Origin of the sequence: Methylobacterium sp. 1973 (assembly GCF_040545035.1) — a bacterium.
In the GTDB taxonomy this organism is placed as follows: Bacteria; Pseudomonadota; Alphaproteobacteria; order Rhizobiales; family Beijerinckiaceae; genus Methylobacterium; species Methylobacterium fujisawaense.
In genome coordinates this window covers 1-26,107 of record NZ_JBEPLA010000027.1, presented here as the reverse complement: position 1 = coordinate 26,107, position 26,107 = coordinate 1, and the positions used below count along the sequence as shown (strand labels likewise).

At 69.2% G+C, this 26,107-nt stretch carries 31 protein-coding genes; 22 read left to right on the top strand and 9 right to left on the bottom strand.

Features of this window, described 5'->3' with window-relative positions; translation table 11 throughout:
* The 4 genes from ABIC70_RS27700 to rpsL all read right to left on the bottom strand — a co-directional run.
* Positions 1–95: GTP-binding protein (locus ABIC70_RS27700; protein ID WP_133250949.1), on the bottom strand; the 95-nt coding region annotated here is incomplete at its 3' end.
* A 58-nt stretch (positions 96–153) separates the two neighbouring features.
* The gene (gene fusA, locus ABIC70_RS27695) at positions 154–2,229 is read right to left on the bottom strand and encodes an elongation factor G (RefSeq protein ID WP_043387390.1); all 2,076 of its coding nucleotides are present in this window, start codon (positions 2,227–2,229) and stop codon (positions 154–156) included.
* A 30-nt stretch (positions 2,230–2,259) separates the two neighbouring features.
* A complete protein-coding gene (gene rpsG / locus ABIC70_RS27690) occupies positions 2,260–2,730 on the bottom strand; it encodes a 30S ribosomal protein S7 (RefSeq protein ID WP_007557567.1) in 471 nt (156 codons plus the stop codon).
* Positions 2,731–2,858: 128 nt separating this feature from the next.
* On the bottom strand, positions 2,859–3,230 hold the full coding sequence (gene rpsL / locus ABIC70_RS27685) for a 30S ribosomal protein S12 (protein WP_007557568.1): 372 nt from the start codon (positions 3,228–3,230) through the stop codon (positions 2,859–2,861).
* A 720-nt stretch (positions 3,231–3,950) separates the two neighbouring features.
* Here rpsL and ABIC70_RS27680 point away from each other — a divergent pair.
* From ABIC70_RS27680 to ABIC70_RS27600, 17 genes are all read left to right on the top strand, one after another.
* Complete coding sequence (locus ABIC70_RS27680; protein WP_354442300.1) at positions 3,951–4,754, top strand: ABC transporter substrate-binding protein; 804 nt, start codon at positions 3,951–3,953, stop codon at positions 4,752–4,754.
* Between the two features lie 19 nt (positions 4,755–4,773).
* Positions 4,774–5,511, top strand: a complete 738-nt coding sequence (locus ABIC70_RS27675) for an amino acid ABC transporter permease (RefSeq protein ID WP_354442298.1) — start codon at positions 4,774–4,776, stop codon at positions 5,509–5,511.
* Complete coding sequence (locus ABIC70_RS27670; protein WP_354442296.1) at positions 5,508–6,203, top strand: amino acid ABC transporter permease; 696 nt, start codon at positions 5,508–5,510, stop codon at positions 6,201–6,203. Before ABIC70_RS27675 ends, ABIC70_RS27670 begins: the two co-directional genes overlap by 4 nt.
* A 394-nt stretch (positions 6,204–6,597) precedes the next feature.
* Positions 6,598–6,975 carry a hypothetical protein gene (locus ABIC70_RS27665; protein WP_043348264.1) on the top strand — a complete coding sequence of 126 codons (378 nt, stop codon included), beginning with the start codon at positions 6,598–6,600 and terminating at the stop codon, positions 6,973–6,975.
* Between the two features lie 445 nt (positions 6,976–7,420).
* Positions 7,421–7,789, top strand: coding sequence for a 50S ribosomal protein L14 (gene rplN, locus ABIC70_RS27660; protein WP_010686182.1), 369 nt, complete (start codon positions 7,421–7,423; stop codon positions 7,787–7,789).
* Positions 7,789–8,103, top strand: a complete 315-nt coding sequence (rplX, locus tag ABIC70_RS27655; protein ID WP_012319178.1) for a 50S ribosomal protein L24 — start codon at positions 7,789–7,791, stop codon at positions 8,101–8,103. Before rplN ends, rplX begins: the two co-directional genes overlap by 1 nt.
* On the top strand, positions 8,096–8,662 hold the full coding sequence (rplE, locus tag ABIC70_RS27650; RefSeq protein WP_043348261.1) for a 50S ribosomal protein L5: 567 nt from the start codon (positions 8,096–8,098) through the stop codon (positions 8,660–8,662). Before rplX ends, rplE begins: the two co-directional genes overlap by 8 nt.
* 40 nt (positions 8,663–8,702) lie before the next feature.
* The gene (gene rpsN, locus ABIC70_RS27645; protein ID WP_043387382.1) at positions 8,703–9,008 is read left to right on the top strand and encodes a 30S ribosomal protein S14; all 306 of its coding nucleotides are present in this window, start codon (positions 8,703–8,705) and stop codon (positions 9,006–9,008) included.
* 10 nt (positions 9,009–9,018) lie between these two features.
* Positions 9,019–9,414: a 30S ribosomal protein S8 gene (rpsH, locus tag ABIC70_RS27640; RefSeq protein WP_012319176.1), complete on the top strand. Its 396-nt coding sequence runs from the start codon at positions 9,019–9,021 to the stop codon at positions 9,412–9,414.
* A gap of 23 nt (positions 9,415–9,437) precedes the next feature.
* Positions 9,438–9,971 (top strand): 50S ribosomal protein L6, encoded by a 534-nt coding sequence (rplF, locus tag ABIC70_RS27635; RefSeq protein ID WP_043387380.1) that lies wholly within the window; start codon positions 9,438–9,440, stop codon positions 9,969–9,971.
* A 10-nt stretch (positions 9,972–9,981) separates the two neighbouring features.
* Entirely contained in the window at positions 9,982–10,344 is a 363-nt protein-coding gene (rplR, locus tag ABIC70_RS27630) for a 50S ribosomal protein L18 (protein ID WP_010686176.1), read from the top strand.
* 156 nt (positions 10,345–10,500) lie between these two features.
* The gene (gene rpsE / locus ABIC70_RS27625; protein WP_043355033.1) at positions 10,501–11,088 is read left to right on the top strand and encodes a 30S ribosomal protein S5; all 588 of its coding nucleotides are present in this window, start codon (positions 10,501–10,503) and stop codon (positions 11,086–11,088) included.
* 12 nt (positions 11,089–11,100) lie between these two features.
* Positions 11,101–11,292, top strand: coding sequence for a 50S ribosomal protein L30 (gene rpmD / locus ABIC70_RS27620; protein ID WP_043355035.1), 192 nt, complete (start codon positions 11,101–11,103; stop codon positions 11,290–11,292).
* Positions 11,293–11,302: 10 nt separating this feature from the next.
* Positions 11,303–11,806: a 50S ribosomal protein L15 gene (rplO, locus tag ABIC70_RS27615; RefSeq protein WP_043355037.1), complete on the top strand. Its 504-nt coding sequence runs from the start codon at positions 11,303–11,305 to the stop codon at positions 11,804–11,806.
* A 145-nt stretch (positions 11,807–11,951) separates the two neighbouring features.
* A complete protein-coding gene (gene secY / locus ABIC70_RS27610) occupies positions 11,952–13,298 on the top strand; it encodes a preprotein translocase subunit SecY (RefSeq protein WP_043387379.1) in 1,347 nt (448 codons plus the stop codon).
* A 170-nt stretch (positions 13,299–13,468) separates the two neighbouring features.
* Positions 13,469–14,071, top strand: coding sequence for an adenylate kinase (locus ABIC70_RS27605; RefSeq protein ID WP_354442291.1), 603 nt, complete (start codon positions 13,469–13,471; stop codon positions 14,069–14,071).
* Positions 14,072–14,165: 94 nt separating this feature from the next.
* Positions 14,166–14,396 (top strand): hypothetical protein, encoded by a 231-nt coding sequence (locus ABIC70_RS27600; RefSeq protein WP_043757447.1) that lies wholly within the window; start codon positions 14,166–14,168, stop codon positions 14,394–14,396.
* A 37-nt stretch (positions 14,397–14,433) separates the two neighbouring features.
* On the opposite strand, the gene ABIC70_RS27595 is transcribed toward ABIC70_RS27600, so the two are convergent.
* A complete protein-coding gene (locus tag ABIC70_RS27595) occupies positions 14,434–14,790 on the bottom strand; it encodes a hypothetical protein (protein WP_354442289.1) in 357 nt (118 codons plus the stop codon).
* Between the two features lie 252 nt (positions 14,791–15,042).
* Here ABIC70_RS27595 and rpsM point away from each other — a divergent pair, with 252 nt between their 5' ends.
* The 5 genes from rpsM (at position 15,043) to rplQ (ending at position 18,619) form a co-directional block, all read left to right on the top strand.
* Complete coding sequence (gene rpsM, locus ABIC70_RS27590; protein WP_010686168.1) at positions 15,043–15,411, top strand: 30S ribosomal protein S13; 369 nt, start codon at positions 15,043–15,045, stop codon at positions 15,409–15,411.
* A gap of 172 nt (positions 15,412–15,583) precedes the next feature.
* Positions 15,584–15,973 (top strand): 30S ribosomal protein S11, encoded by a 390-nt coding sequence (gene rpsK, locus ABIC70_RS27585; protein ID WP_010686167.1) that lies wholly within the window; start codon positions 15,584–15,586, stop codon positions 15,971–15,973.
* Between the two features lie 34 nt (positions 15,974–16,007).
* Positions 16,008–16,880, top strand: coding sequence for an MBL fold metallo-hydrolase (locus tag ABIC70_RS27580; protein ID WP_274927291.1), 873 nt, complete (start codon positions 16,008–16,010; stop codon positions 16,878–16,880).
* 108 nt (positions 16,881–16,988) lie between these two features.
* The gene (locus ABIC70_RS27575) at positions 16,989–18,008 is read left to right on the top strand and encodes a DNA-directed RNA polymerase subunit alpha (protein WP_010686165.1); all 1,020 of its coding nucleotides are present in this window, start codon (positions 16,989–16,991) and stop codon (positions 18,006–18,008) included.
* A 200-nt stretch (positions 18,009–18,208) separates the two neighbouring features.
* Complete coding sequence (rplQ, locus tag ABIC70_RS27570; RefSeq protein WP_043355049.1) at positions 18,209–18,619, top strand: 50S ribosomal protein L17; 411 nt, start codon at positions 18,209–18,211, stop codon at positions 18,617–18,619.
* Positions 18,620–19,100: 481 nt separating this feature from the next.
* On the opposite strand, the gene ABIC70_RS27565 is transcribed toward rplQ, so the two are convergent.
* From ABIC70_RS27565 to ABIC70_RS27550, 4 genes are read right to left on the bottom strand one after another with little or no spacing between them, the layout of a single operon-like run.
* A complete protein-coding gene (locus ABIC70_RS27565; protein ID WP_043355050.1) occupies positions 19,101–20,987 on the bottom strand; it encodes a response regulator in 1,887 nt (628 codons plus the stop codon).
* Positions 20,980–22,701 (bottom strand): response regulator, encoded by a 1,722-nt coding sequence (locus ABIC70_RS27560; protein ID WP_043387375.1) that lies wholly within the window; start codon positions 22,699–22,701, stop codon positions 20,980–20,982. The genes ABIC70_RS27565 and ABIC70_RS27560 overlap by 8 nt, the downstream gene beginning before the upstream one ends.
* Positions 22,698–23,765, bottom strand: a complete 1,068-nt coding sequence (gene cheB / locus ABIC70_RS27555; RefSeq protein WP_043387373.1) for a chemotaxis-specific protein-glutamate methyltransferase CheB — start codon at positions 23,763–23,765, stop codon at positions 22,698–22,700. The genes ABIC70_RS27560 and cheB overlap by 4 nt, the downstream gene beginning before the upstream one ends.
* On the bottom strand, positions 23,762–26,002 hold the full coding sequence (locus ABIC70_RS27550; protein ID WP_354442284.1) for a hybrid sensor histidine kinase/response regulator: 2,241 nt from the start codon (positions 26,000–26,002) through the stop codon (positions 23,762–23,764). The genes cheB and ABIC70_RS27550 overlap by 4 nt, the downstream gene beginning before the upstream one ends.
* Between the last annotated feature and the right edge of the window lie 105 nt (positions 26,003–26,107).

The following is a 26,107-nucleotide window of genomic DNA, read 5'->3' as shown; positions in this document are numbered from 1 at the left end:
ATCGCCGCCGTCAACGACGTCTTGCCGTGGTCAACGTGACCAATCGTGCCAATGTTGCAGTGCGGCTTGGTGCGGGAGAACTTTTCCTTGCCCATCAGAGCCTCCTAGATTCGAATTCGCGTTGCGGAAGAAGAGATGCCTCAGGCCGAAGCCTTAGGCGTACTTGGCGATGACCTTGTCGGCCTCGCCGCGCGGCACCTCTTCGTAGTGGTCGAACTGCATGGTGAAGTTCGCCCGGCCCTGCGACATGGAGCGCAGGTTGTTCACGTAGCCGAACATGTTGGCCAGCGGCACCATCGCGTTGATGACGTTGGCGTTGCCGCGCATGTCCTGACCCTGGATCTGGCCGCGGCGGGAGTTCAGGTCGCCGATGACCGAGCCGGTGTACTCTTCCGGCGAGACGACCTCGACCTTCATCACCGGCTCGAGCAGGACCGAGCCGCCCTTCTGCAGGGCCTCACGGAGGGCTGCGCGGGACGCGATCTCGAAGGCCAGCGCCGAGGAGTCGACGTCGTGGTAGGCGCCGTCGATCAGCTCGACCTTCACGTCGACCACCGGGAAGCCGGCCAGGACGCCCGCGCCCAGGACCGAGTTCAGGCCCTTCTCGACGCCGGGGATGTACTCCTTCGGCACCGCGCCGCCGACGATCTTCGACTCGAACTGGAAGCCGGCGCCCGGCTCGTTCGGCTCGACCACGAACTTCACGCGGGCAAACTGGCCGGTACCGCCGGTCTGCTTCTTGTGCGTGTAGTCGATCTCCTGACGGCGGGTCAGCTTCTCGCGGTAGGCCACCTGCGGCTGGCCGATATTCGCGTCGACCTTGTAGGTGCGGCGCAAGATGTCGACCTTGATGTCCAGGTGGAGCTCGCCCATCCCCCGGAGGATGGTCTGGCCGGATTCCTGGTCCGTGGACACGCGGAAGGACGGATCCTCGGCGGCGAGCTTCGAGAGCGCGATGCCGAGCTTCTCCTGATCGGCCTTCGACTTCGGCTCGACGGCGATCTCGATGACGGGTTCGGGGAACTCCATCTTCTCGAGGATCACGGCCTTCTGCGGATCGCAGAGGGTGTCGCCCGTGCGGGTATCCTTGAGGCCGGCCAGGGCGACGATGTCGCCCGCGAAGGCCTCCTTGATGTCCTCACGGTTGTTGGCGTGCATCAGGAGCATGCGGCCGACGCGCTCCTTCTTGTCGCGCGACGAGTTCAGCACGTTGGCGCTGGTCTCGACCTTGCCCGAGTACACGCGGCAGAAAGTGATCGTGCCGACGTGGGGATCGTCCATGATCTTGAAGGCGAGCATGGAGAAGGGATCCGAATCCGTCGGGTGACGGACGGTCTCTTCCTCGGTCTTGAAGTCGATGCCCTTGATCTCGCCGCGATCGGCCGGGGAGGGCAGGTAGTCCACGACGGCGTCGAGGAGCGGCTGCACGCCCTTGTTCTTGAAGGCCGAGCCGCACAGCACCGGGTGGAAGGCGCGCAGCTGCACGGCCTTGCGCACCAGGCGGCGCATGGTCGCCTCGTCGGGCTCGGTGCCGTCGAGGTAGGCGGACATCGCCTCGTCATCGAGCTCGACGCAGGCCTCGACCAGCTTGGTGCGGTACTCGACAGCCTGATCCTTCAGGTCGGCCGGGATCTCGGTCTCGTCGAAGTTGGCGCCGAGCGCCTCACCCGTCCAGACGATCGCCTTCATCTTGATGAGGTCGATCACGCCCTGGAAGCTGGACTCGGCACCGATCGGCAGCTGCAGGCAGACGGGCTTGCCGGCGACGCGGTCGATGATGTCGGCGACGCACTTGAAGAAGTCGGCGCCGATCTTGTCCATCTTGTTGACGAACACGACGCGCGGCACGTCGTATTTGTCGGCCTGGCGCCACACGGTCTCGGTCTGCGGCTCGACGCCCTGGTTGCCGTCGAGCACGCACACGGCGCCGTCGAGCACGCGCAGGGAGCGCTCGACCTCGATGGTGAAGTCGACGTGGCCGGGGGTGTCGATGATGTTCAGGCGCTTGTCGCGCCAGAAGCAGGTCGTCGCAGCCGAGGTGATCGTGATGCCACGCTCCTGCTCCTGCGCCATCCAGTCCATGGTGGCGGCGCCCTCATGGACCTCGCCGATCTTATGGGACTTTCCGGTGTAGTAGAGGATCCGCTCGGTCGTCGTGGTCTTGCCGGCATCAATGTGGGCCATGATGCCGAAGTTGCGGTAGTCCTCGATCGCGTGCGTGCGGGGCATCGAATTGCTCCTGAGAGACGGCGGAACCGCTTACCAGCGGTAGTGCGAGAAGGCGCGGTTGGCTTCCGCCATCCGGTGCGTGTCTTCCCGCTTCTTGACGGCGTTGCCGCGGTTGTTGGCGGCGTCGAGCAGCTCGGCGGAGAGCCGCTCGATCATGGTCCGGTCGTTGCGCGAACGGGCCGCCTGGATCAGCCAACGGATGGCGAGGGCCTGGCGACGCTCGGTGCGCACCTCGACGGGCACCTGGTATGTCGCGCCGCCGACGCGGCGGGAGCGGACCTCGATCATCGGGGCGACGTTGTCGAGGGCGGCGCGGAACACCTCGATCGGGTTGGCGCGGGCGCGGTTCTCGACGATGTCGAAGGCACCGTAGACGATCCGCTCGGCGGTCGACTTCTTGCCCTCGTACATGATGGAGTTCATGAACTTCGTCAGCACCACGTCCCCGTACTTCGGGTCCGGGATGATCTCACGCTTCTCGGCAGAGTGACGACGGGACATCTTCTGGAACTCTCGAACGAAAAGATCTTAAGCACCCCGCGCAGGTCGCCTGAGCCGAAAGGCCGGCGACATCCTTGCGAGGCCGTGGAAACGCAGACCGGCGCCCGGGAAAAATCCGGGCGTCCGACTTACTTCGGACGCTTGGCGCCGTACTTCGACCGGCGCTGCTTGCGGTTCTTCACGCCCTGCGTGTCGAGCACGCCGCGCAGGATGTGGTAGCGCACGCCTGGAAGATCCTTCACGCGGCCGCCGCGGATCATCACCACGGAGTGCTCCTGAAGGTTGTGACCCTCACCCGGGATGTAGCCGATCACCTCGAAGCCGTTGGTGAGGCGCACCTTGGCGACCTTACGGAGCGCCGAGTTCGGCTTCTTCGGGGTCGTCGTGTAGACGCGGGTGCAGACGCCGCGCTTCTGCGGGCAAGCGTCGAGCGCCGGAACCTTGTTGCGGCTCCGCTGGATCTTCCGCGGCTGGGCGATCAGCTGGTTGATCGTCGGCATCCTGTGCCCTCTTCCTCGGTCACCTAGGCCGGACTGCACAGGGCAGTCCGCAAAACGAATATGCGCCGGAGGGCCTGTCACGGACCCTCGGCGCGGTGTGGGCAGAGGAGCACGCCCGAAACGAACGCGCTCATACCTACGGATCTGACTTAAGCGTCAGGCGATTTGAACCCTCGGAGCGCGCGGGGCGATGGCGGCGGCGTCAAGGGGGTATGCCCAAGGGCCGTCGGCAGCCGATGGCCGTCCGAAGTGGCGCGCTTCTAGCCGCGGTTGTCCCGCAGGTCAATGCGGTGGCGGCAGAAAACTGCACCGCGCCGGAGGTTAAGGATCGGTCAAGGCGCGGAATCCCCGTCCGCGCGGACATGACCCTCACCGCATCACCGGACCGTCAACCACGGCCGCCCCCGCGCTCGATCCGGGACGGCATCAACCCGCGGCAGAACCCGGGCAAGGTCACGCGAATCGTCCTGCCGGTTCGAGAAGAACATCCACCGCCTTTCTCCACGCTTTCCCAGCACGCTGTGCTGATGACCCGGTGAAAAACGGAAATCCGGTCCGTTGATCGGATTGCGGCTTTCAGAGAATGATGCGGAGGCTCGGGACAGACCGCTCCGATCGTCTTCTCCGGATCGGAGATCGTCTTGCACCCGGCACCGAAAATCTTTCGTCGTCCGTGAACGGCCCGAGTTTTTGTCACCGCTCTGTCCAATGGAGATTCGCGTGCGCCGCCTCTTCGCTCTCGCCCTGGCAATCCTTTGTTCGGTGAGTGCAGCTCAGGCCGACAGGCTCGACGACATCCGGAAGGCCGGCGTTCTCCGGGTGGCCGTCTTTGACAGCAATCCGCCCTTCGGCTTCGTTGATCGCGGGACCCTGCAGATTGCCGGGCTCGATGTCGATTACGCACAGGCCATCGCCGACAAGCTCGGCGTAAAGGTCGAACTGCGTCCCACCAACCCGGCGAATCGGATCCCGCTGCTGATCTCCGGCAAAGTCGATCTGGTCCTGGCGAACTTCACGATCACGGAGGAGCGGGGCAAGCAACTCGACTTCAGCATCCCCTACTTCGCGTCCGGCCAGCAGTTCCTGACCAAGAAGGGCACCCTGTCGTCCCCCGATCAGCTCAACGGCCTGCGCATCGGCGTCGACAGGGGCACCACCAACGAGATCGTGCTGCGCCGGGACTTCCCGAAGGCGACGGTGGTCGCCTTCGATGACACGCCCTTCGCCTTCACGGCCCTGCGCAACGGCAACGTCCAGGCGATCACGCAGGACGGGCCGAAGCTCGTCGGGCTGCTGGCGAAGGTGCCGGACCGCCAGAATTACGAGATCCCGCCCTTCAGCATCTCCAACGACTATATCGGCGTCGGCATCCCGAAGTGGGAGGGCCGGCTTCGGGATCTCGTGAACGAGGCGCTGCGCGAGTTGGAGGCGCACGGCAAGGCGGCACAGATCTACGATCGCTGGTTCGGCCCGAACACCGAGCAGCCGCTGCCGCGGCTGTTCCGAATCGGCGACCGCAACTAGCCGAGGCCGGGCGGCGGCGATGGGCCAGCTCTTCGGCGACCTGTTGGCGCCTCGCTACCTCGTCTGGCTGATCCAAGGCTTCGAACTCACCCTGGCCCTCTCGGCGGCCGTGTGTCTCGCCGGCACCGGGGTGGGTCTCGCGGCGTGCTGCCTGCGGGAAGCGGGCGGCGCCGCGGCCGGGCGGGCAGTGGCCGGCTTCGTCGGGATCGTCCGGAACACGCCGCTGCTGGTGCAGCTCTTCGTCTGGTACTTCGTGGGCGCAGCCCTGTTGCCGAGCGGCGCGACAACCTGGTTGAACACGCCGCACGCCCTCGATCTGGGATTCGGCGCCGTGCATTGGCCGGCCTACGAGACCCTGGCCGGATTCTTCGGCCTCACCGTCTATGCGGGCGCCTATATCGCCGAGGAGGGCCGGGCAGGCGTCAACGGTGTCCGCCCCGGCCAGCGGGAGGCGGCCATCGCCCTTGGCCTGACGCCGGTCCAGGCCTTCCACCACATCGTCCTGCCACAGGCCCTGCGCGTCGCCTGGCTGCCGATCGTCGGCCAGTACCTCAACACGATCAAGAACACCGCCCTCACCATGACGATCGGCCTCGCGGAGCTGTCCTACGCGTCCCGGCAGGTGGAGACCGAGACGTTCAAGACCTTCCAGGCCTTCGGCATCGCGACGCTGCTCTATGTGGGCGCGGTCGCCCTGGTCGAGGCGGCGGGGCAGGCGGTGGCCCGCCGCGCCGCGGCTCCGGGACCGCGCCGATGAACCCTGCGATCATCACCGACAATCTCGGCTACCTGCTGCTCGGCGCCTGGCCCAGGGGCCCGGTCGGCGGGCTGGCGCTGACGCTGATCCTCTCCGGCCTGTCCGGCCTCGCCTCGGCCCTGCTGGGTCTCGTCCTGGGCATCGCCCTGGCGATGAGCGCGGGGCCGTCCCGCGTCGCTCTGACCATCGGGCTCGGCGTCTTACGCGCCGTGCCGATCGTGATGCTGATCTTCTGGAGCTACTTCCTGCTGCCGATCCTGTTCGGCGTGTCGATTCCGGAGATCGGCACCGTGGCGGCGACCCTGGCGCTCGTCGGCGGGGCCTATCTCTCGTACGGGGTGGCGGCCGGGATCGAGAGCATCGGCCACGGCCAGTGGGAGGCGGGCCTCGCCCTCGGCTTCGGCCGCTGGCCGGTGCTGCGCTTCATCATCCTGCCACAGGCGCTCAGGGCCATGGTGCCGTCCTTCGTCAATCAATGGACCACGCTCATCAAGGACACCTCGCTCGCCTACGTGATCGGCGTGCCCGAGTTGTCCTTCGTGGCCACCCAGGTGAACAACCGCACCATGGTCTACCCGGCCGAGATCTTCCTGTTCGTCGGCGCCCTCTACGCGGGCCTGTGCGTCGCCCTCGACAGGCTCGCCGCGCGGCTCGTGCGGCGCCGCTCGCGACCGACGGCACATCTCGGCTGAGGCCATCCTGACCGGAGCAGGCCCCTGGGTCGCCCGTCGTGCCGGATCGAACGATGGCCGCGACCTCGGATTCGGCCGGCGATGAAACGGTCTCCTGCCGAAACCGTCGCGCGATGCGTCCCACTCCGCCTTGGGGGGGAGAGGCAGCCCAGAGGGGCCGAAGCCATCCGGCGGAGATGAGAGGAGGCCCGTTGATGGCCGGTGCGGCCGCCGTGAGGACCCCGCCCCGGACGCGGGCAAGCCGGCAAATCCTGCCGGGTTGCCGAAGGGGACGTACCGGATCGGGGCAGGGGGGCGCCGGCAGGGTCTACGGAGAATTAAAGCGATCCGTCGAATTGTCGCGATCAACGGGCGGCCTGCGTGCCGCCGCGGGTCTGCGTCAAGGGTTTTGCGTATGGGTTGCGTCGCGGTCAGCAACGTCGTTCCGTTCCGGCGGGCCATTCCCGCCCAGGCACCGGGCGAGTGGGAGGCACGCAGCCGCCGGCGCAGCGAGCAGCGGTCCCTGCTCGATGCCGTCTACGCCACCGGCAGCATGGTCGTCGCCGCCGAGGATCGCGGGACGAAACTGACGGCCTCCCGGCTTCAGGTCTACGGATTCCTGGCGATCGAGGAGGTCGGCGAGGACGGTCTCATGCGGCGGCTCCGCCCCTCCGAAGCGATCCGCGCCCGCTCGGAGCGGCCCTGGCGCCTGTCGAAGCCCGCGAGCGGCGCGTCGGTGACGATCCCGAGCCTCGACGGCTTCCTGTTCGAATCAGGCGGCCAGCCCGCCTGAGTCCCGCCCGAGCGCTCAGCGACCGGTGCGCCGAGAGGCGCGCCGGTCGTCGCGTTTTGAGAGGCACGCCGGCCCGCATGACGCATCCGCAGCGAGTCGTGCGCGCGAGGCCGAATCGGAGCGCGCCGACGATCCCCATGCGACGCGGCCTCCTGACGGGCGCCGACTGGAACCAGGCCGTGCATCGGGTCAATCCAGCCATGCGCCGCCGACGATTTCACGCCGCTCCGCTTGCCATCCGGGGCGGCCCGTAGTATCCGCCCGGCCTTCGCGACATTCCGATGGGTGCTCGCACCCTGTGAACGCGGTGACCGCGCCGGTGTCCTTGCGACACCGCCAGCGCGGTCGAACACATGAGCCGGGGACATCAGGTCCCCATCAGGCGTCGTCCGCCGGGCAATACCGTCCGTGTGCGGAAACCCGCCTGAAACAAGGAGTCACGCACGTGATCCAGATGCAGACGAATCTGGACGTCGCCGACAACTCGGGTGCACGCCGTGTGATGTGCATCAAGGTTCTCGGCGGGTCGAAGCGCAAGTATGCCGGCGTGGGCGACGTGATCGTCGTCTCCGTCAAGGAGGCGATCCCGCGCGGTCGCGTCAAGAAGGGCGACGTCATGAAGGCGGTCGTCGTCCGCACCGCCAAGGACGTGAAGCGTGCCGACGGTTCGGTCATCCGCTTCGACAAGAACGCCGCGGTCCTGATCAACAATCAGAAGGAGCCGATCGGCACCCGTATCTTCGGACCGGTTCCGCGCGAGCTCCGCGCCCGCAACCACATGAAGATCATCTCCCTGGCTCCGGAGGTGCTGTAATGGCTGCCAAGATCAAGAAGGGCGACAAGGTCGTCGTGCTCACCGGCCGCGATTCGGGCCGGTCGGGCGAGGTGATCCAGGTTCTGCCGAAGGAAGGCCGGGCCTTCGTGCGCGGCATCAACCTGGTCAAGAAGCACCAGAAGCAGACCCAGAACCAGGAAGGCGGCATCATCTCTAAGGAGGCCGCCATCCAGCTCTCGAACATCGCGGTCGCGGATGCCAACGGCAAGCCGACCCGCGTGGGTTTCCGCATCCTCGAAGACGGGCGCAAGGTCCGGTTCGCCAAGACCACGGGGGATCAGATCGATGGCTGAGGCCGACAAGAACGCCTACACCCCGCGCCTGCGCAAGCACTACGACGAGGTGGTTCGCCAGAAGCTGATCGAGGAGTTCGGCTACAAGAACCCGATGGAAGTGCCGCAGATCACCAAGATCGTGATCAACATGGGCGTCGGCGAGTCCACCGCGGACTCGAAGAAGGCCTCGGTGGCGGCGGGCGACCTCGCCCTGATCGCCGGCCAGAAGCCGGTCATCACCCGGGCCCGCAAGGCCATCGCGACCTTCAAGGTCCGCGAGGGCATGCCGATCGGCTGCAAGGTGACCCTGCGCAAGCAGCGCATGTACGAGTTCATGGACCGGCTGATCACCATCGCGCTGCCGCGCGTACGTGACTTCCGCGGCCTGAACCCGCGCTCGTTCGACGGCCGCGGCAACTACGCCCTCGGTCTCAAGGAGCACCTCGTGTTCCCGGAGATCTCCTACGACAAGGCCGAGCAGACCTGGGGCATGGACATCGTCGTGGCGACCACCGCCAAGACCGATGCCGAGGCCAAGGCCCTGCTCGCCGCCTTCAAGTTCCCGTTCCGGCAGTGAAGCTCTCGGGCTTCAGACGCGGACACCGGAGATAGACCACATGTCGAAGAAAAGCTCAGTCGAGAAGAATGAGGCTCGCAAGGCGCTGGTGAAGCGCTTCGCGGCCAAGCGGAAGGCGCTCCTCGAGATCGCCAACAACGAAGCCCTCGAGATGGAGGAGCGCTTCGAGGCGCGCCTCAAGCTCGCGGAACTGCCGCGCAACTCGTCGGCCACCCGCATCCGCAATCGCTGCGGCATGACCGGCCGCCCGCGCGCCTATTACCGCAAGATGGGCATCTCGCGCGTGGCGCTGCGCGAGCTTGGCAACCGGGGCCTGATCCCCGGCCTGGTCAAGTCGAGCTGGTAAGGAGGTCCCCATGGTCAACGATCCCGTGGGCGACATGCTCACCCGCATCCGCAACGGCCAGCTGCGCCGTCGCAACGTCGTCCAGACGCCCGGCTCGCGCCTGCGCGCCAGCGTCCTCGACGTCCTGAAGGCCGAGGGCTACATCCGCGATTACGCGGCGACGGACCTCGGCAACGGCCGCACCGAGTTCGCCATCGAGCTCAAGTACTACGACGGGCGCCCGGTGATCCGCGAGATCAAGCGCGTCTCGAAGCCCGGCCGCCGGGTCTACTCGTCCGTCGGCGAGCTGCCGCACGTGGCCGACGGCCTCGGCGTCACCATCGTCTCCACCCCGCAGGGCGTCATGGCCGATCACGAGGCGCGCGAGCGCAACGTCGGCGGTGAAGTGCTCTGCACCGTGTTCTGATCGGGACATAAGGAGGTTATCCCATGTCTCGCGTAGGCAAGAAGCCGGTCCCCGTGCCGGCGGGCGTTACCGCCACGGTCACCGGTCAGACGGTGAAGATGAAGGGTTCGAAGGGCGAACTGTCCTACGACGTGCCGTCGCTCGTCGCCGTGGCGATGAAGGACGGTGCCATCGAGGTGCAGCCCGTCAACCAGTCCAAGCCGGCGCGCTCCCTGTGGGGCACGTCGCGGGCGCAGATCGCCAACATCGCCGAGGGCGTGTCGAAGGGCTTCGAGAAGAAGCTCGAGATCACCGGCGTCGGCTATCGCGCCGCGATGGCCGGCAAGGCCCTCAAGCTGTCGCTCGGCTACAGCCACGACATCGAATACGCGATCCCCACCGGGATCACGATCGCTACCCCGAAGCCCACCGAGATCACGATCTCCGGGATCAACCGCCAGCAGGTCGGTCAGGTCGCCGCCGAGATCCGCGATTACCGCGGACCCGAGCCCTACAAGGGCAAGGGCGTGAAGTACGCGGGCGAGTTCATCTTCCGCAAGGAAGGCAAGAAGAAGTAAGGAGGGCATCATGTCTCGCAAGCTCGAAGCCCTCGATCGCCGCAAGGCGCGCGTCCGCCGCGCGCTGCGGGCCGCCGCCAACGGCCGCCCGCGGCTCTCGGTGTTCCGCTCGTCGAAGCAGATCTACGTGCAGGTCATCGACGACGTCGCCGGCAAGACGCTGGCCGCGGCCTCGTCGATCGACAAGGCGCTCAAGGGCGAACTCAAGACCGGCGCCGACGTCGCCGCCGCCAAGGCGGTGGGCAAGCTGGTCGCCGAGCGCGCCAAGGCCGCGGGCGTCACGAAGGTGATCTTCGACCGCTCCGGCTACATCTACCATGGCCGTGTCGCGGCCGTGGCCGAGGCCGCCCGCGAGGGTGGCCTGGAGTTCTGATCTTTGGGACCTTGCCGGCGGCGCATCCGCCGCCGGCAAGGTCCCGATCGGGATCGTTTAACGACGGCGGGCCGGACGTGCCGTGCATGTCCGGCATTCGAAGCAATCGAGCGAGCAGGCCCGCCGCCTGCGCCAGTGAGATGAACGGGTAAAGCAATGGCACGTGAACGGGAAGGCGGGGGCCGCGGCCGCCGCGATGATCGCGAGGAGCGCGACAGCGAGTTCGTGGACAAGCTCGTCCACATCAACCGCGTCGCCAAGGTGGTGAAGGGCGGCCGTCGCTTCGGCTTCGCAGCCCTCGTCGTCGTCGGCGACCAGAAGGGCCGCGTCGGCTTCGGCCACGGCAAGGCCCGTGAGGTGCCGGAGGCCATCCGCAAGGCGACCGAGGCCGCCAAGCGCGGCCTGATCCGCGTCTCGCTCCGCGAGGGCCGGACCCTGCACCACGACGTCAACGGCCGCCACGGCGCCGGCAAGGTGATCCTCCGCGCGGCTCCGCAGGGTACCGGCATCATCGCCGGCGGCCCGATGCGCGCCGTGTTCGAGACCCTCGGCATGCAGGACGTCGTCGCCAAGTCGCTGGGGTCCTCGAACCCCTACAACCTCGTGCGCGCCACCTTCGAGGCGCTCAAGAACGAGGACAGCCCGCGCTCCGTGGCGGCCCGCCGCGGCATCAAGGTGTCGACCCTCCAGTCGCGCCGCCGCGATGCCGATCCGGCCGACCAGTCCGAAGCCGCGGTCGCGTAAGGGGAGGGTCCGATGGCACAGAAGACTCTCCGCATCGAGCAGATCGGCTCGCCGATCCGCCGCGAGGCCAGCCAGCGCGCGACGCTGATCGGCCTGAAGCTCAACAAGCTCCACCGCGTGTCCGAGCTGGAGGATACCCCCTCCGTGCGCGGCATGATCCGCAAGGTTGCGCACCTCGTGCGCGTCCACGGCGACGTGGCGTGAGGAGGTCCCGATGAAGCTCAACCAGATCAGCGACAATCCCGGCGCCACCAAGGACCGGATGCGCGTCGGCCGGGGCATCGGCTCCGGCAAGGGCAAGACCGCGGGCCGCGGCGTGAAGGGTCAGAAGGCCCGGACCGGCGTGTCCATCAAGGGCTTCGAGGGCGGTCAGATGCCGCTGCATCGGCGCCTGCCGAAGCGCGGCTTCAACAACCTCTACGCCCAGGACCTGAACGAGGTGAACCTCGGCCGGATCCAGGAGGCTGTCGACGCGGGCAAGCTCGACAAGGCCGCCACCGTGACGGTGGAGAGCCTGGTCGCCGCCGGCCTCATCGCCCGTCCCCGCGACGGCGTGAAGCTGCTCGGCGTCGGCGAGCTCACCGCGAAGCTCAGCTTCGAGGTCACCCGCGCCTCCAAGTCCGCCGTCGAGGCGGTCGAGAAGGCCGGCGGCTCGGTCACCGTCGTCTACGCCCAGGGTGCTTCCACCCGCGGCGGCAGCGAGGCGGCGACGGCCTGACGGGAGCGACGCCGGGACCCGTTGCACGGTTTCCGCGCACCCTTTAAGCCGAACCTTCGAGCGGCGGCCCTGCGACCACGCGGGCCGCCGTTTTTCGTTTCATCCGGGCTCCACCGCCCGGCGACATGTCCAGGACGCGACGCTTATGGCCTCAGCCGCCGAGCAGCTTGCCGCCAACCTTAATTTCGGTGCGATCGCCAAGGCCGATGAGCTGAAGAAGCGCATCTGGTTCACGCTCGGCGCCCTCGTGGTGTTCCGGCTGGGCACGTACATCCCGATCCCCGGCATCGACCCGGAGCAGTTCGCCCGGAACTTCCAGCAGCAATCGGGCGGCGTGCTGGGCCTGTTCAACATGTTCTCGGGCGGCGCGGTCGAGCGCATGGCGATCTTCGCCCTGAACATCATGCCCTACATCTCGGCCTCGATCATCGTGCAGCTCCTGACCTCGGTGATCCCGAGCCTGGAGGCGCTGAAGAAGGAGGGTGAGTCCGGCCGCAAGGTCATCAACCAGTACACCCGCTACCTGACGGTGGTGCTGGCTTTGGTGCAGTCCTGGGGCATCGCCATCGGCCTGCAGGGCTCCTCGGCCGCGATCGATCCGGGGCCGTTCTTCCTGGCCTCGACGGTGATCACGCTCACCGGCGGCACCCTGTTCCTGATGTGGCTCGGCGAGCAGATCACCTCGCGCGGCATCGGCAACGGCTCGTCGCTGATCATCTTCGCGGGCATCGTCGCCCACCTGCCGGTGGCGATCGCGGGCGCGCTGGAACTCGGACGCACCGGTGCCTTGTCCCCGGCGATCATCTTGGGCGTCGGCGTCGCCGCCGTGGCGCTCGTCTACTTCATCGTGTTCATGGAGCGCGCCCAGCGCCGCCTCCTGATCAACTACCCGAAGCGCCAGGTCGGCAACCGCATGTACGAGGGCCAGACCTCGTTCCTGCCGCTCAAGCTCAACACCTCGGGCGTGATCCCGCCGATCTTCGCCTCGTCGCTTCTGCTGCTGCCGGCGACCGCCGCAAGCTTCTCGGCCAATGGCGGCGCCACCGGCTGGCTCGGCACGGTGACGGCCTATCTCGGCCACGGCACCCCGCTGTTCATGGTGCTCTACGCGGCGCTGATCATCTTCTTCACGTTCTTCTACACCGCGGTGGTCTTCAACCCGCAGGAGACGGCCGACAACCTGAAGAAGCATGGCGGCTTCATCCCGGGCATCCGGCCGGGCGAGCGCACCGCGGCGTTCATCGACAAGGTGCTGACCCGCATCACGGTGATCGGCGCCCTGTACCTGACCCTGGTGTGCCTGTGCCCGGAGATCCTGTCGTCCTACGCGGCGGCGAGCCTCGGTTTCGGCGGCACGTCGCTGCTGATCGTGGTCTCGGTCACGATGGACACCGTGGCGCAGATCCACGGGCACCTGATGGCCCATCAGTACGAGGGCCTCGTGAAGAAGGCCAAGCTGCGTGGCGCCTCGACCACGCAACGCCGGCGCTGAGCCTGCTACAGAGGCGGGCCGCCACCAAGGACACGCCCGCCTCTGGCCCAAAGGTCTGGATGCCTGTCGGGCCCTGACCGGCTAGAAGACCCCGAACCCGGCGATGCCAGGGAGGCTTCGCCACCACGGCTTGTGCCCACAGAGAGAGTGGGCCGAACGAGGACAACGCCATGCGTATCATTCTGCTCGGGCCGCCCGGTGCGGGGAAGGGGACGCAATCCGAGCGGATCGTACAGCGCTTCGGCATCCCGCAGCTTTCCACCGGCGACATGCTTCGCGCGGCCGTAGCCGCCGGGACGCCGATCGGCCTCGAGGCGAAGGCCGTGATGGAATCCGGCGGTCTCGTCTCGGATCGGATCGTGGTCGGCATCGTCGCCGAGCGGATCGAGGAGGCGGATGCCCTCCGCGGCTTCATCCTGGACGGCTTCCCGCGCACGGTGGCGCAGGCCGAGGCCCTCGGCACGATGCTGGCCGGCAAGGGGATGGGCCTCTCCGCGGTGGTCGAGCTGAAGGTCGACGAGAACGCCCTGGTCGGCCGCATCGAGAAGCGGGCCGCCGAGACCTTGGCCCGCGGCCAGGCGGTGCGGAAGGACGACACCCCGGAGGTGTTCAAGCAGCGTCTCGAGGCCTATCGCGCCCAGACGGCCCCGCTGTCGGCCTATTACGCCAAGCAGGGCATGCTGGAGACCATCGACGGCATGCAGCCGATCGACAAGGTCACGGCCGACCTGATGGCGGTGCTGGAGCCGCACGAGGAGCGCGTCGCCTCCTGAGTCGATCGCCGCGCGCCGACCGCTCGGTGGCGCGCGGACGTGAACCCGAGGCGCGTTCAGTGGGTTGAGAGGCGCATCCCGGATCGGAATCGCCATGACCCTCCGCCTCTTCGCCACCGCGACGCTCCTCCTCGCGGTCGCACTCCCCCCTCTGCCGGCCTTCGCGCAGAGCCCCGCCCAGTCCTTCGTGTACGGGCAGAAGCGCTTCCGCCATGCCTGCCGGCCGCCGCTCAAGTATGTGGCCGGGACCTGCGCCCGCCGCTGCCCCGCGGGCTATCAGGACATGGGCGGCTATTGCCGGCTGCGGAACCAGGGCTTCCGCTGAGACGCGGCCGTCGGCTCTCGGCGGCCGGGACGATGCGTCAGACCCGCCCTTCGCGACGCAGGCTCCCGAAGAAGTTGGCTATGTCCATCTGAAGCGAGCGGTGGCCGAACAGGCGGAACGGGTAGCCCTCGTCGGTGCCGATGCGCAGCTCGATCATCGCCGTCATCGGGTTGTAGCGGAAGACCATGCGGCGCCCGGCGAAGGTCGCCCAGAGCAGGGGCGGCCCGTCATCCGCGCTCTGGAGCGCCACGGAGCCGGGCTCCGCTTCGGCGAGGATGCCGCCGATCACCGCGAGCGTCACCGGCAGGACCTCGTCCAGGGTTTCCTCGGCGGCCCGCAACACCGAATCGGCGAAGGCCCGGAGCGTTGCGCCGTCGCTGGTCAGAACCGCCATCTTGGCTCCTCGATCTTCTCGGCCCGGGTCCCGCACGCGGCGCATGACGGGACGCGGCCATGCCTGACGGTCGTTGACATCGGGCCGCCCGCGCGCTAGCAGGCCCTCCTTCGTCCAACCGAACGATGGTCCGAGGTGCCCTGTCCAGGGCCGCCCGCGGGCCGCGTCGTCGTTTCACGTGCGCAGGGGCCGGCCTCCACCGGACGCGCGCGACACCAGCCCGGACACCCGGGCCTGACATGGAGAGTGATCGTGGCCCGTATCGCAGGCGTCAACATCCCGACCAACAAGCGCGTCGTCATCGCGCTCCAGTACATCCACGGTATCGGCGCCAAGAAGGCCGAGGAGATCACCCAGAAGGTGAACATCCCCGCCGAACGTCGGGTCAACCAGCTGACCGACGCCGAGGTTCTCTCGATCCGCGAGACGATCGACCGCGACTACCTGGTCGAAGGCGATCTGCGCCGCGAAGTGTCGATGAACATCAAGCGCCTGATGGATCTCGGCGCCTATCGCGGCCTGCGTCACCGCAAGCAGCTGCCGGTCCGCGGCCAGCGCACCCACACCAACGCCCGCACCCGCAAGGGCAAGGCGAAGCCGATCGCCGGCAAGAAGAAGTAATCTTTTGGGATCGGGAGGTCGGGCTTCGCTCGGCCTCCATTCCGTCCCGCTGGGCGTCCCATGAGGCGCCCGGCCCTGGCTCGCCAGCCCTGCACGGGCCAAGCGGCCAAGTCCCAAGAAGAATCCCGAGCGCCTGGTGTTACGGGCGTGCCTGAAGGAAGAGTGAGAACAGATGGCTAAGGAACCGCAACGCGTCCGCCGCCGCGAGCGCAAGAACATCGTGTCGGGCGTCGCCCATGTGAACGCCTCGTTCAACAACACGATGATCACCATCACGGACGCGCAGGGCAACACGATCTCGTGGTCGTCCGCCGGCGCCATGGGCTTCAAGGGCTCGCGGAAGTCGACCCCGTACGCCGCCCAGGTTGCCGCCGAGGATGCCGGCCGCAAGGCCGCCGAGCACGGCATGCGCACCCTTGAGGTCGAGGTGTCGGGTCCCGGTTCGGGCCGCGAGTCGGCGCTGCGCGCCCTCCAGGCCGCGGGCTTCACGGTGACGTCGATCCGCGACGTCACCTCGATCCCGCACAACGGCTGCCGGCCGCGCAAGCGTCGTCGCGTCTGATCCGCGCCGGAGAAGCCTTTTGACGGAGAAGCTCATGACGGGATCGAAGCCGCTTCCGGGCGTGCTGCGTTGGAACCTCGGCGACCTTACGGTCACCGCGCTCAACGACGGCTGGTTTCAGGCCAGCCTCGATCTCGTCACGGGGATCTCCCAGGAGGAGGCCGGGCGGCTACAGGTGGCGGGCTTCCGCACCGAGCAGCCCAAGATCACGCTGAACGCCTTCCTGATCACCGGCGCCGGCCGCAAGCCGGTGCTGATCGATACGGGCTATGGCGATCTGGCTCCGGCCGAGACCCTCGGCCGGGCCGGCGCGGCGCTAGCGCTCACGGGCGTCAAGCCGGAGGAGATCGAAACCGTTCTCGTCACCCACCTGCATCCCGACCATGTGGGCGGGCTCGTGAAGGACGGTGCGGCCCGATACCCGAACGCCGAGATCGTGGTTCACGCCGACGAGGCGGCCCACTGGCTGCCGGACGAGGCCCTGTCGCGGGCGCCGGATGAGGCCAAGCCATATTTCGAGGGCGCCCGGAAGGCCGTGGCGCCCTATGCCAAGCGGATGCGGGAGCATCGGGGTGGCGAGGTTCTGCCCGGCATTACCGCACTCCATCTGCCCGGCCATACGCCGGGCCATTGCGGTTTCCGCATCGTCTCCGGTGGACAGTCGCTGCTGATGTGGACGGATGTGGTGCACCTGCCGGCGATCCAGTTCAAGAACCCGCAGGCGGGTGTGGGCTTCGACGTCGACGGAGATCAGGCGCGGGAGACGCGCAAGAAGATCATGGACGCGGTGGCGAGCGAGCGGACCTTCATCGCCGGCTCGCATCTCGAATTCCCGGCGCTCGGCTACGTGGATCGGGACGGGGCGGGATACAGCTTCGTTCCGGCACTCTGGGTCGGCGGCGAGTAACGGCAAACACGGATTCAGGGACCGTTCGGGGCGCCAAGGGGCGGCGCCGAACGGCCGAAGCGCGGGAACGGGCGTCGCGGATCCCGGGCATGGACGAGAGGTAGGATCGTGGTCATTCAGAAGAATTGGCAGGAACTGATCAAGCCGAACAAGCTGCAGGTCACGACCGGCGACGACCCCAAGCGGGTCGCGACCGTCGTCGCCGAGCCGCTCGAGCGCGGCTTCGGCACGACGCTGGGCAACGCCCTGCGCCGGGTGCTCCTGTCGTCGCTCCAGGGCGCGGCCGTGACTTCGGTGCAGATCGACGGCGTGCTGCACGAGTTCTCGTCGATCCCCGGCGTGCGCGAGGACGTGACCGACATTGTCCTCAACATCAAGACCATCGCCATCCGCTCGCAGACGGACGCGCCCAAGCGCATGACCCTGCGCAAGACCGGCCCGGGCCTCGTCACGGCCGGCGACATCGGCACGGTCGGCGACATCCAGATCCTGAACCCCGACCTCGTGATCTGCACGCTGGACGACGGTGCCGAGATCCGGATGGAGTTCACGGTGGCCACCGGCAAGGGCTACGTCCCGGCCGAGCGCAACCGCCCCGAGGACGCCCCGATCGGCCTCATCCCGGTCGATTCGCTGTTCTCCCCGGTCACGAAGGTCAGCTACCGCGTCGAGACGACCCGCGAGGGCCAGGATCTCGACAAGGACAAGCTCACCATGACGGTGGAGACCAACGGCGCGGTCTCGCCGGAGGATGCGCTGGCCTATGCCGCCCGCATCATCCAGGACCAGCTGCAGGTCTTCGTGAACTTCGAGGATCCGCGCAAGGAAGAGGCCGCGCCGCTCGCGCCGCAGCTGCCCTTCAACCCGGCGCTGCTTAAGAAGGTGGACGAGCTGGAGCTGTCGGTCCGTTCGGCGAACTGCCTGAAGAACGACAACATCGTCTATATCGGCGACCTCATCCAGAAGTCCGAGGGCGAGATGCTGCGGACCCCGAACTTCGGCCGCAAGTCGCTCAACGAGATCAAGGAAGTGCTCGCCGGCATGGGCCTGCACCTCGGCATGGACATCCCCGGCTGGCCGCCGGAGAACATCGAGGACCTCGCCAAGCGCTTCGAGGAGCACTACTGAGAGGCGAAGCCGCCTCGGGCTGAACGGGGCGGCGCTGTACGGCGCCGTCGGTTCGGCCGGTCCAGACCCGGGACTTCGCCGAGCCGACGCGAGGTCCCGAAAGAATCCCGCCGCAGGGTCATGCGGAATCAACCGCCCCGATTTCGGGGCACCCGGCCGTACCGTGGCACGGCGGCCGAGACGAAAAGGAAGCCAGCACCATGCGTCACGGTTATCGCGGCCGCCGTTTCAACCGCACCGCCGAGCATCGCAAGGCGATGTTCGCCAACATGTCGGTCGCTCTGCTCAAGCACGAGCAGATCATCACGACCCTGCCGAAGGCCAAGGATCTGCGCCCGGTGGTGGAGAAGCTGATCACGCTCGGCCGCATCGACAGCGTTCACACCCGTCGTCTCGCCATGGCGCAGCTGCGCGATGCCGACATGGTCAAGAAGCTCTTCACCGTGCTCGGCCCGCGCTACAAGGGCCGTCCGGGCGGCTATTGCCGCATCATGAAGGCCGGCTTCCGCCAGGGTGACAACGCCCCGATGGCCGTGATCGAGTTCGTCGATCGCGACGTCGAGGCCCGCGGCAAGGATTCCGGTCCGAGCCAGGTCGCCGAGGCCGCCTGATCCCTCGAAGGGCGTTCCGACGCTCCCGATGTCTGAGAAGCCGTCCCGGCTCATCCGGGGCGGCTTCTTGCGTTTCGCGTCCTGGCGAGCGGAGCGAAGCAATCCAAGGCAGCGCGCGGTCTCAAGCTGTCGCGTGTCCCTGGGTCGCTACGCTCCGCTCGTGATGACGATGCGCGAGTCATAAAAAAAACCCGCCGGCTCGCGCCGACGGGTCTGTAGCAGGGTCCACGTCTCGGATGGTCGCGGGAGCTCGCCCTGGCGGCCCGTATCGGACGGGCCGGGAACTCGACCGCGCCGCGTTCCGAAAACCCCTATCCCTGCCGGAACTCGTCCGGTGGACCGTCCTGGTCCAGATCGTTGTCACGCCTGCGGCGCGGGAAGATGCCGTGATTGCTCATGGTCCACCTCCTCTTCGTAACCCGGAGCCATCGGGCTCCACGGAGAGAGAATGAGCCGGCAACCGGTTGGTTGCAAGCCCCCCTCAGACGGAGGTCCCGACCGCACCCTCCAGCAGCGTGGCGACCCGGGCCGCGAGATCGGCCGAGCGGAACGGCTTGGCGAGCACCGGCAGGTCCTCGGGGATCTGCATCGCATCGGCGTGGCCCGTGAGGATCAGGACCGGCATGTGCGGATCCCGGTCGCGGATCTCGGCGGCCAGCTCGATGCCGCTCATGCCGGGCATGGCCAGATCGGCCACGACGATGTCGTAGCGGTCCCCCTGGAGAAGCCGGAGCGCAGCCTCGCCATCGCCGGCCTCCGTGGTGCTGTGGCCGAATCCGGTCAGGAAGGAGGCCGTCACGTGCCGCACCTGCGGGTCGTCGTCGACGATGAGGACGCGGGCGCGCCGGCCGGCGACCGGGGCGGCACCGGACGCCTCGGCGGCCTGCTCGGGGGCTTGGTCGGCGAAGGGCAGAGCCAGCTCGACACGGGTACCGCGCCCGACCACGCTGTCGATCACCAGCCGGCCCTTGGATTGCTGTGCGAGGCCGAACACCATGGCGAGCCCGAGCCCCGTCCCCTGGCCGACCGCCTTGGTTGTGAAGAACGGCTCGCAGACCCGGCGCAGGATCTCCTCCGGTATGCCGGTGCCCTCGTCGGTGACGCTGATGCCCAGATAGGTGCCGTCGGCGATCTCGGGATCGCCGCCGATGCTGAGTTGCCGGGTCGCCACCGTGATGGCGCCCCCGTCCGGCATGGCGTCCCGGGCGTTGATGCAGAGGTTGAGCACGGCGAGTTCGAGCTGGTCCGGATCGACCTGGACCGCCGCAAGACCCTCCTCGAGGTCGGTCCGGACCGTGACGAGGCCGCCGAGGCTGCGCCCGAACAGGTCGCTCATCCCGGTGATCAGGGTGTTCACGTCGACGGCTCGTGCCTGGAGGTCGTGGGCACGGCTGAAGCTGAGGAGGCGCTTCGTCAGGGACGCGCCGCGTTCGGCGGCTCCGCGGGCGTTCTCGATCAGCCGCTGGACCCGCGGTTGGTCGGCAACCTTCGGGGCGGCGAGTTCGAGGCTGCCGAGGATCGCGGTCAGGAGATTGTTGAAATCGTGCGCGATGCCCCCCGCGAGGGTGCCCAGTGCCTGCATCTTGTCCGATTGCCGCAGCCGGGCCTCCAGGGTCCGCTGCTCGGTCACGTCGCGCTCGATCATCGCGAGGTGGCTGATCGAGCCGCCGGCGTCGCGGATCGGCACGCGCGTCACGTGGCTCCACTGCTCGGCCCCCGTCGGGCCATCGCTGATGAGGCTCTCGGCCACCGCCCCGGAGCGGATCGCCGCCTCGTCCGCCGCCGTCACCGGGGCCGCCTTCGGGCCGAGGAGCTCGCCCTCGCGCCGCCCGAGGCAGGCGGCGATGTCGTGGCCGAGGAGGGCGGCCTTGCGGGCGTTCAGCCGCACGAACCGGCCCTGGGCGTCCTTGAAGCTGATCGCGTCCTGGGCGTGGTCGAGGAGGCCGCGCAGGAGCGCCCGCTCGGTGGCGAGGTCCCGGCCGAGGCTATGGCGCTCGAAGGCCTGCCGGACGGTGGAGCGCAGCAGGCCGGCATCCCAGGGCTTGGTGACGTAACCGACGATGCCGCCGCGGTTGAGGGCGGCGATCACCGCGGTGATGTCGGCGTAGCCGGTCAGCAGGATCGCCTGCGCGTCGTGAAAGGTCCGGGCCTCGGCGAGGAGCGCGTCGCCGGTCAGGCCGGGCATGCGCTGGTCGGAGAGCACGACGGCGATGTCGGGCTCGGCGCGCAGGATCTCCAGCGCCTCCGCGGGGCGCGAGGTCGTCAGCACCCGGTAGGACTCCTCGAACAGGTCCTCCAGGGCGATCAGGATATCCGGCTCGTCGTCGACGGCCAGGATCGTCCCTACACCTGCCGTACCGTCACTCATGCACTGGCGCCTGCCGCGGGATCCCGATCACGAAGCAGGCTCCCCCACCCGGGGCCGTCTCCACGGTGAGCGAGCCGCTATGCGCTTGAACGACGCTGTATGCAATCGCAAGACCCAGACCGGTACCGGACCCCACCGGTTTCGTCGTGAAGAACGGCTCGAAGATCTTCTCCCGCAACGTATCCGGGATTCCGGGACCGGTATCGCTGATACGGATCTCGTCGAACTCTGGGCTCGACTGGGTCGTGATCCGGATCGTGCCGCCCTCCGGCATCGCGTCGGCGGCGTTGCCCAGGATGTTCATCACCACCTGATTGAGCAGCGCCGGGGTGCAGTGGATCTCGGCGCGCCCCGCGAAGCTGCGCTCCACGGCGATCCGGTCGCCGAGCTTGTGCTGGATCAGGGCCAGCACCGTCTCGATCGCCTCCGGGACGTTGACCAGGGCACGTTCGCCCTCGTCGAGGCGCGAGAACTTCCGCAGGTTCAGCACGAGATCCTGGATCCGGGTCAGCCCCATCCGCATCGAGCCGACCCGTTGCCGGGCCTTGTCGACGGCGCGGGCGGCCGCGTCCGGCGCAGCATCCGGCAATTCGCCGAGCAGGCGTTCGACCGTGCCCTGATGGGCCAGGATGAAGGCCAGCGGGTTGTTGATCTCGTGGGCGATGCCGGCCACCAGTTCGCCCAGCGAAGCCATCTTGGCGGCCTGGACGAGCTTGGACTGCGCCTCGGTGAGTTGGCGATTGGCGTCGGCGAGGTCGCGGTTGGCGCGCTCCAGGGCGTCGGCGAGGCCGGCCCGCGCCTCGGCCGCCTCGGCCTCGGCGCGGGCGCGCTCCACCGCCCGCTCGCGCTCGCCGAACTGGCCGGCGATGCGCCGGTCATCCTCCTCCAGCAGGCGCCGCCGCACGAAGCCGCGCACCCGCAGCGCCAGGACCTCGGCATCGGTCTTCGAGACCACGTCGTCGGCCCCGGCCGCGTAGGCTTCGACGAGGAAAGTCTTGGCCGGATCGCTGCCGGCGATCCCGACGAGGTGGAAGCCCGCACCCGCCGCCTGGCCGGAGCGCCGCTCGCTGATCACCTGGCACAGGGCGAGGCCGTCATAGGCGTGGCCCAGGAGATCGACCGTCACGCAGTCGAAGGCCTCGGCGCCGGCCGCCGCGTCCAGGGCGGCCAGCGCCGCGTCCGGCCCGTCGGCGCTGACCACATGGTGGCCGTCCTGGCCCATCAGGCCGGCGAGGAAGGTCCGGTACGTCGCGCTCCCGTCGATCACCAGGATCCGCCCGCGCCGGAACGCGGCCGCGCCCGGGCCCTCGCCCTCGCTCGCGGGGCGACGCTCGCGCAGCAGGGCGCGGATCCGCAGGATCATCAGGTCGCGATCGGCGGATTTCGGCAGGTAGGCGTCGGCGCCGCTCTCGAGGCCCTGACGCTCGCCCCCGCTGCCGCCGGTCAGCATCAGGACGGGGAGGGCCCGGGTGCGCAGGGACAGGCGCATCTGCCGGATCAGCTCGTCGCCGTTCATGCCCGGCAGGTGATAGTCGGCCACCACGAGATCGGGCTGGCTGCGGTTGAGGTGGTCGAGGGCGGTCTCGGCGGAGGCGCAGCGCTCCACGGCGAATCCGTGCGCCTCCAGGAGCAGACGCAGCTCCAGGGCCTGCGTCTCCGAATCCTCGACGAGCAGGATCCGGGCCGGCACCTCAACCGTGCCGGCCTCGATCACGGCCGAGCCCCCCCGTCCACGAGGCGCAGGACGTGGTCGGCGATGCGGTCGAGGGGGAGAACGGCCCGGGCGGCCCCGAGCCTTACGGCCGCCGCCGGCATGCCGTAGACGACCGCGGTGCTCTCATGCTCGGCGACGGTCTGGGCGCCGGCCTTCTGCATGTCGGCGAGACCGATGGCTCCGTCCTCGCCCATGCCGGTGAGCAGCACGCCGATGCCGGAGGCTCCGGATTGCCGGGCCATGGACCGGAACAGCACGGTCGCGGCGGGGCGCTGGCCCGAGACCGGCGCGGAGTCGATCACCCGCAGGATCCGGCCGGAGCCGATCTCCAGGTGGCGGTCGCCCGGGGCCACGTAGACGCGGCCGGCTTCGGCCCGCTCCCCGTCCCGGGCCAGCGCCACCGGCAGGGTCACGACGCTGTCGAGCCAGCTGGCGAACCCGTCCATGAAGGCCGCCCCCATGTGCTGGACCACCAGCACCGGCAGCGGGAAATCCTGGGGCAGGGCGCCGATCACCCGCGCCAGCGCCGGGGGGCCGCCCGTCGAGGCGGCGATGCCCAGGAGGCTCGGCGCCTGCCCGGTCAGCTCGGCCGGCGGCGCGTGGGGCGCAGCGACGGCACGGCCCGCCCATTCGGTGCCGATCGGGCGGCGGCGGATGACCGGAACCTGGGCCATGATCCGCAGCTGCGTGCAGATCTCGCCGGCCACGCCCTCATAGCCGGCATGGGTCGTGGCCACCGGCTTCTCGACCACCGACAGGGCCCCGGCCCGCAGCGCGTTCATGGAGATGCGCAGCGAGGAATCCTCGACCGAATCCGCCACGACGACGATCGGTGTCGGGTGCTCGGCCATGATCCGGCGGGTCGTCTCGAGGCCGTCGATGCCCGGAAGGCGGATATCCATCGAGATCACGTCCGGCCGCACGGTCCGGAGCTTGTCGAGGGCCTCCTCGCCGGAGGCGACCGCGGCCACGAGTTCGAGGCGGGGATCGCGGGAGACGATGTGGCGCAGCAGCTCGCGCACCACGAGGCTGTCCTCCACGAGCATCACACGGACGGGGGTCATAGGAGCTGCCCGATCGTATCCAGCAACTGGCGCTGGTCGAACTTCTGCTTGGTGAGGTAGGCGTCGGCGCCGAGATCCAGGCCCCGGGCGACGTCGGCGGCATCCCCGCGGGAGGTCATCAGGATCGTCGGAAGCCGGGCGAAGCGCTCGTCGGCCCGGAGGGCCTTGAGCAGGCCGAACCCGTCGAGCCGTGGCATCTCCACGTCGGCGAGGACCAGGTCCACGGGCTCGATCTCGGCACGCAGCCGTTCGAGGGCATCCTGCCCGTCGACGCAAACGACCACACGGTAGCCGGCGGCTTCCAAGATGCCCTTCTCCAAGGTCCGGGTGGTGATCGAATCGTCGACGACCAGAATCGTCGCGCGGGCGGAAGCGCGCGGCGACACGGGAGTCGTCGAACGTGGAGCCGGCCCCATCGTTCCGAGCGACCCGCCCGGCGCCCCGGCCAGGGCGCGGACCGCGATCCCCTCGGGATCGAGGACCAGGACCGGCACGTCCCCGTGCAGGACCGCCGTGCCGGCGATCAGGCCCGGATCGGCCCCGAAGGCGGGCGCGGGCAGGACCAGGAACGGACGGACGTCGTGCAGACGATCGACCGAAAGGGCCAGACGGCCGCCGCGGGTCCGCAGCACCACGGCGGTCAGCATGCCGGGATCGGCGGGATCGGCCGACTGTCCGAAGATCGCGGCGAGGTCCGTGACCGGGTGGCTCGTCGCCGCATCCCCCTCACCGAGCCGCAGGATCGTCCGTCCCATCGCGACCGGGAGTTCGCCGCGCTTGAGGCGCAGGAGGCGCTCCACGGCGCCCCCCGGCAGCGCGTAGCTGCGCCCGGCCGCCTCGACCAGCAGCAGGCTGCGCCGGGCCGCCGAGAGCGGCAGGCTGAAGATCAGGGCGGTGCCGGCCGGATCGCGCGGCTCCAGGCGGACGCTGCCCATGAGCTGGCGGGCGGCGTCCGCGGCGACCGAGAGGCCGTAGCCGCGCCCCGACAGGGTATCGACCGCCTCGGCGGTGGAGAAGCCGGGCTCGAAGACGAGGCGCAGCAGGGTCTCCGGGTCGGCGGCGGCCGCGGGACCGAGGAGGCCGCGGGCCCGGGCCGCCGCCTCGATCCGGGCGAGGTCCGGCCCGGGCCCATCGTCGAAGACGGTGACCTGAAGGCGGGAGCCCTGCACTGCGACCGCGAGCCCGAGGCCCAGGGCCTCCGGCTTGCCGGCCGCGCGCCGCACCTCCGGCGCCTCCCAGCCGTGGCTGAGGGCGTTGCGGAGGGCGTGGAGCAGCGGATCCTTCAGGGCCTGCAGCGTGCCACGCTCCACCGGCAGGTCGAGGCCCCGCAGGTCGATATCGACCTCGCGGCCCTGCTCCCGGGCCGTCTCGCGCAGCGACCGGGCCAGCGGCGCCAGCACGGTCTCGGCCGGCACCAGGGCGAGGCGCTCGGCGGCGGCCCGGACGCGGGTCGCCGCCCCCTCGACCGCGCTGGTCGCGGAAGCTTGGCGCCGCGACAGATCCGCGGCCTCCCGGGCGAAAGCGTCGGCGCGGGCCGCGAAGGCGCGCCATTCGGGCCGCTCCGCGCCGGCCCCGGCGGCGATGGTCTCCGCGCCGAGGCGCAGGTCGCGGGCGAGGCGGGCGAGGCGGGCGAGGCCGTCGGCTGCGGGCGCTTGGCCCGCCAGGGTGCTGGCCAGATCGTGGCTCGCCCGGGCCAGCGCCTCGACTGCGTCCGCCGGCACCCGCAGGATGGCGGCGGAGGCTTCGGCCGGCTCGGGGGCCGGCTTCGGCGCAGGCGCGGCCGGTGACGGGGTCGGTGACGGGGCCGATGGCATGGCGGGCGGGCTCGGGGCCGGAGCCGAGGCCGGGCCGGGCGGCGGCGTTTCCCCGGGCAGATCGAGGAGGCGCCCGAGCGCCGCCAGGGCGTCGGGCGGCATCTCCGGGCCGGCCCCGTCCGTGAGGCCGGCGACGTAGGACTCGATCCGGTCGAGGACGAGGTGGACGGCGTTGGCCGCCTCGCGGTCGAGGGCGGTGGCGCCGGTGCGCACGCCCTCGAACAGGGTCTCGAGGCGGTGGGCGACCGCCTCGACCGCGGGGAGGTCGACGGCGCGCGCCGCCCCCTTCAGGCTGTGGGCCCGGCGGAAGACGTCGTTCCAATCCGGCGTGGCGCTGCCGAGCGCCCCGCGGATCGCCGTGACGTGCTCCCGATGCTCCACATCGAAGGCGGCGAGCAGGAGCTTGCGGATGTCCTCGGCCAAGGGGCGCGCTGCCTCAGTTCCGGTAGCGTTCGGCGAGGGCCATGAGGGCCTGGGCGAGTTCGGTGAGGTTGGCGGAGGCGGCCTCGACCTGCCGGGTGCCGGCCG

Excerpts from the sequence above, each read along its gene's own strand:
- ABIC70_RS27600 (WP_043757447.1), top strand. The coding sequence starts at position 14,166 with ATGACCCTCCGCCTCTTCGCCACCGCGACGCTCCTCCTCGCGGTCGCA.
- rpsL (WP_007557568.1), bottom strand. The coding sequence starts at position 3,230 with ATGCCGACGATCAACCAGCTGATCGCCCAGCCGCGGAAGATCCAGCGG.
- rplR (WP_010686176.1), top strand. The coding sequence starts at position 9,982 with ATGTCTCGCAAGCTCGAAGCCCTCGATCGCCGCAAGGCGCGCGTCCGC.
- ABIC70_RS27665 (WP_043348264.1), top strand. The coding sequence starts at position 6,598 with ATGGGTTGCGTCGCGGTCAGCAACGTCGTTCCGTTCCGGCGGGCCATT.
- rplX (WP_012319178.1), top strand. The coding sequence starts at position 7,789 with ATGGCTGCCAAGATCAAGAAGGGCGACAAGGTCGTCGTGCTCACCGGC.
- ABIC70_RS27605 (WP_354442291.1), top strand. The coding sequence starts at position 13,469 with ATGCGTATCATTCTGCTCGGGCCGCCCGGTGCGGGGAAGGGGACGCAA.
- ABIC70_RS27595 (WP_354442289.1), bottom strand. The coding sequence starts at position 14,790 with ATGGCGGTTCTGACCAGCGACGGCGCAACGCTCCGGGCCTTCGCCGAT.
- rpsG (WP_007557567.1), bottom strand. The coding sequence starts at position 2,730 with ATGTCCCGTCGTCACTCTGCCGAGAAGCGTGAGATCATCCCGGACCCG.
- rpsK (WP_010686167.1), top strand. The coding sequence starts at position 15,584 with ATGGCTAAGGAACCGCAACGCGTCCGCCGCCGCGAGCGCAAGAACATC.
- cheB (WP_043387373.1), bottom strand. The coding sequence starts at position 23,765 with ATGACCCCCGTCCGTGTGATGCTCGTGGAGGACAGCCTCGTGGTGCGC.
- rpsN (WP_043387382.1), top strand. The coding sequence starts at position 8,703 with ATGTCGAAGAAAAGCTCAGTCGAGAAGAATGAGGCTCGCAAGGCGCTG.
- rpsE (WP_043355033.1), top strand. The coding sequence starts at position 10,501 with ATGGCACGTGAACGGGAAGGCGGGGGCCGCGGCCGCCGCGATGATCGC.
- ABIC70_RS27675 (WP_354442298.1), top strand. The coding sequence starts at position 4,774 with ATGGGCCAGCTCTTCGGCGACCTGTTGGCGCCTCGCTACCTCGTCTGG.
- ABIC70_RS27580 (WP_274927291.1), top strand. The coding sequence starts at position 16,008 with ATGACGGGATCGAAGCCGCTTCCGGGCGTGCTGCGTTGGAACCTCGGC.
- rpmD (WP_043355035.1), top strand. The coding sequence starts at position 11,101 with ATGGCACAGAAGACTCTCCGCATCGAGCAGATCGGCTCGCCGATCCGC.
- rplE (WP_043348261.1), top strand. The coding sequence starts at position 8,096 with ATGGCTGAGGCCGACAAGAACGCCTACACCCCGCGCCTGCGCAAGCAC.
- secY (WP_043387379.1), top strand. The coding sequence starts at position 11,952 with ATGGCCTCAGCCGCCGAGCAGCTTGCCGCCAACCTTAATTTCGGTGCG.
- rplQ (WP_043355049.1), top strand. The coding sequence starts at position 18,209 with ATGCGTCACGGTTATCGCGGCCGCCGTTTCAACCGCACCGCCGAGCAT.
- ABIC70_RS27670 (WP_354442296.1), top strand. The coding sequence starts at position 5,508 with ATGAACCCTGCGATCATCACCGACAATCTCGGCTACCTGCTGCTCGGC.
- rplF (WP_043387380.1), top strand. The coding sequence starts at position 9,438 with ATGTCTCGCGTAGGCAAGAAGCCGGTCCCCGTGCCGGCGGGCGTTACC.
- rplO (WP_043355037.1), top strand. The coding sequence starts at position 11,303 with ATGAAGCTCAACCAGATCAGCGACAATCCCGGCGCCACCAAGGACCGG.
- fusA (WP_043387390.1), bottom strand. The coding sequence starts at position 2,229 with ATGCCCCGCACGCACGCGATCGAGGACTACCGCAACTTCGGCATCATG.
- ABIC70_RS27565 (WP_043355050.1), bottom strand. The coding sequence starts at position 20,987 with ATGAGTGACGGTACGGCAGGTGTAGGGACGATCCTGGCCGTCGACGAC.
- rpsH (WP_012319176.1), top strand. The coding sequence starts at position 9,019 with ATGGTCAACGATCCCGTGGGCGACATGCTCACCCGCATCCGCAACGGC.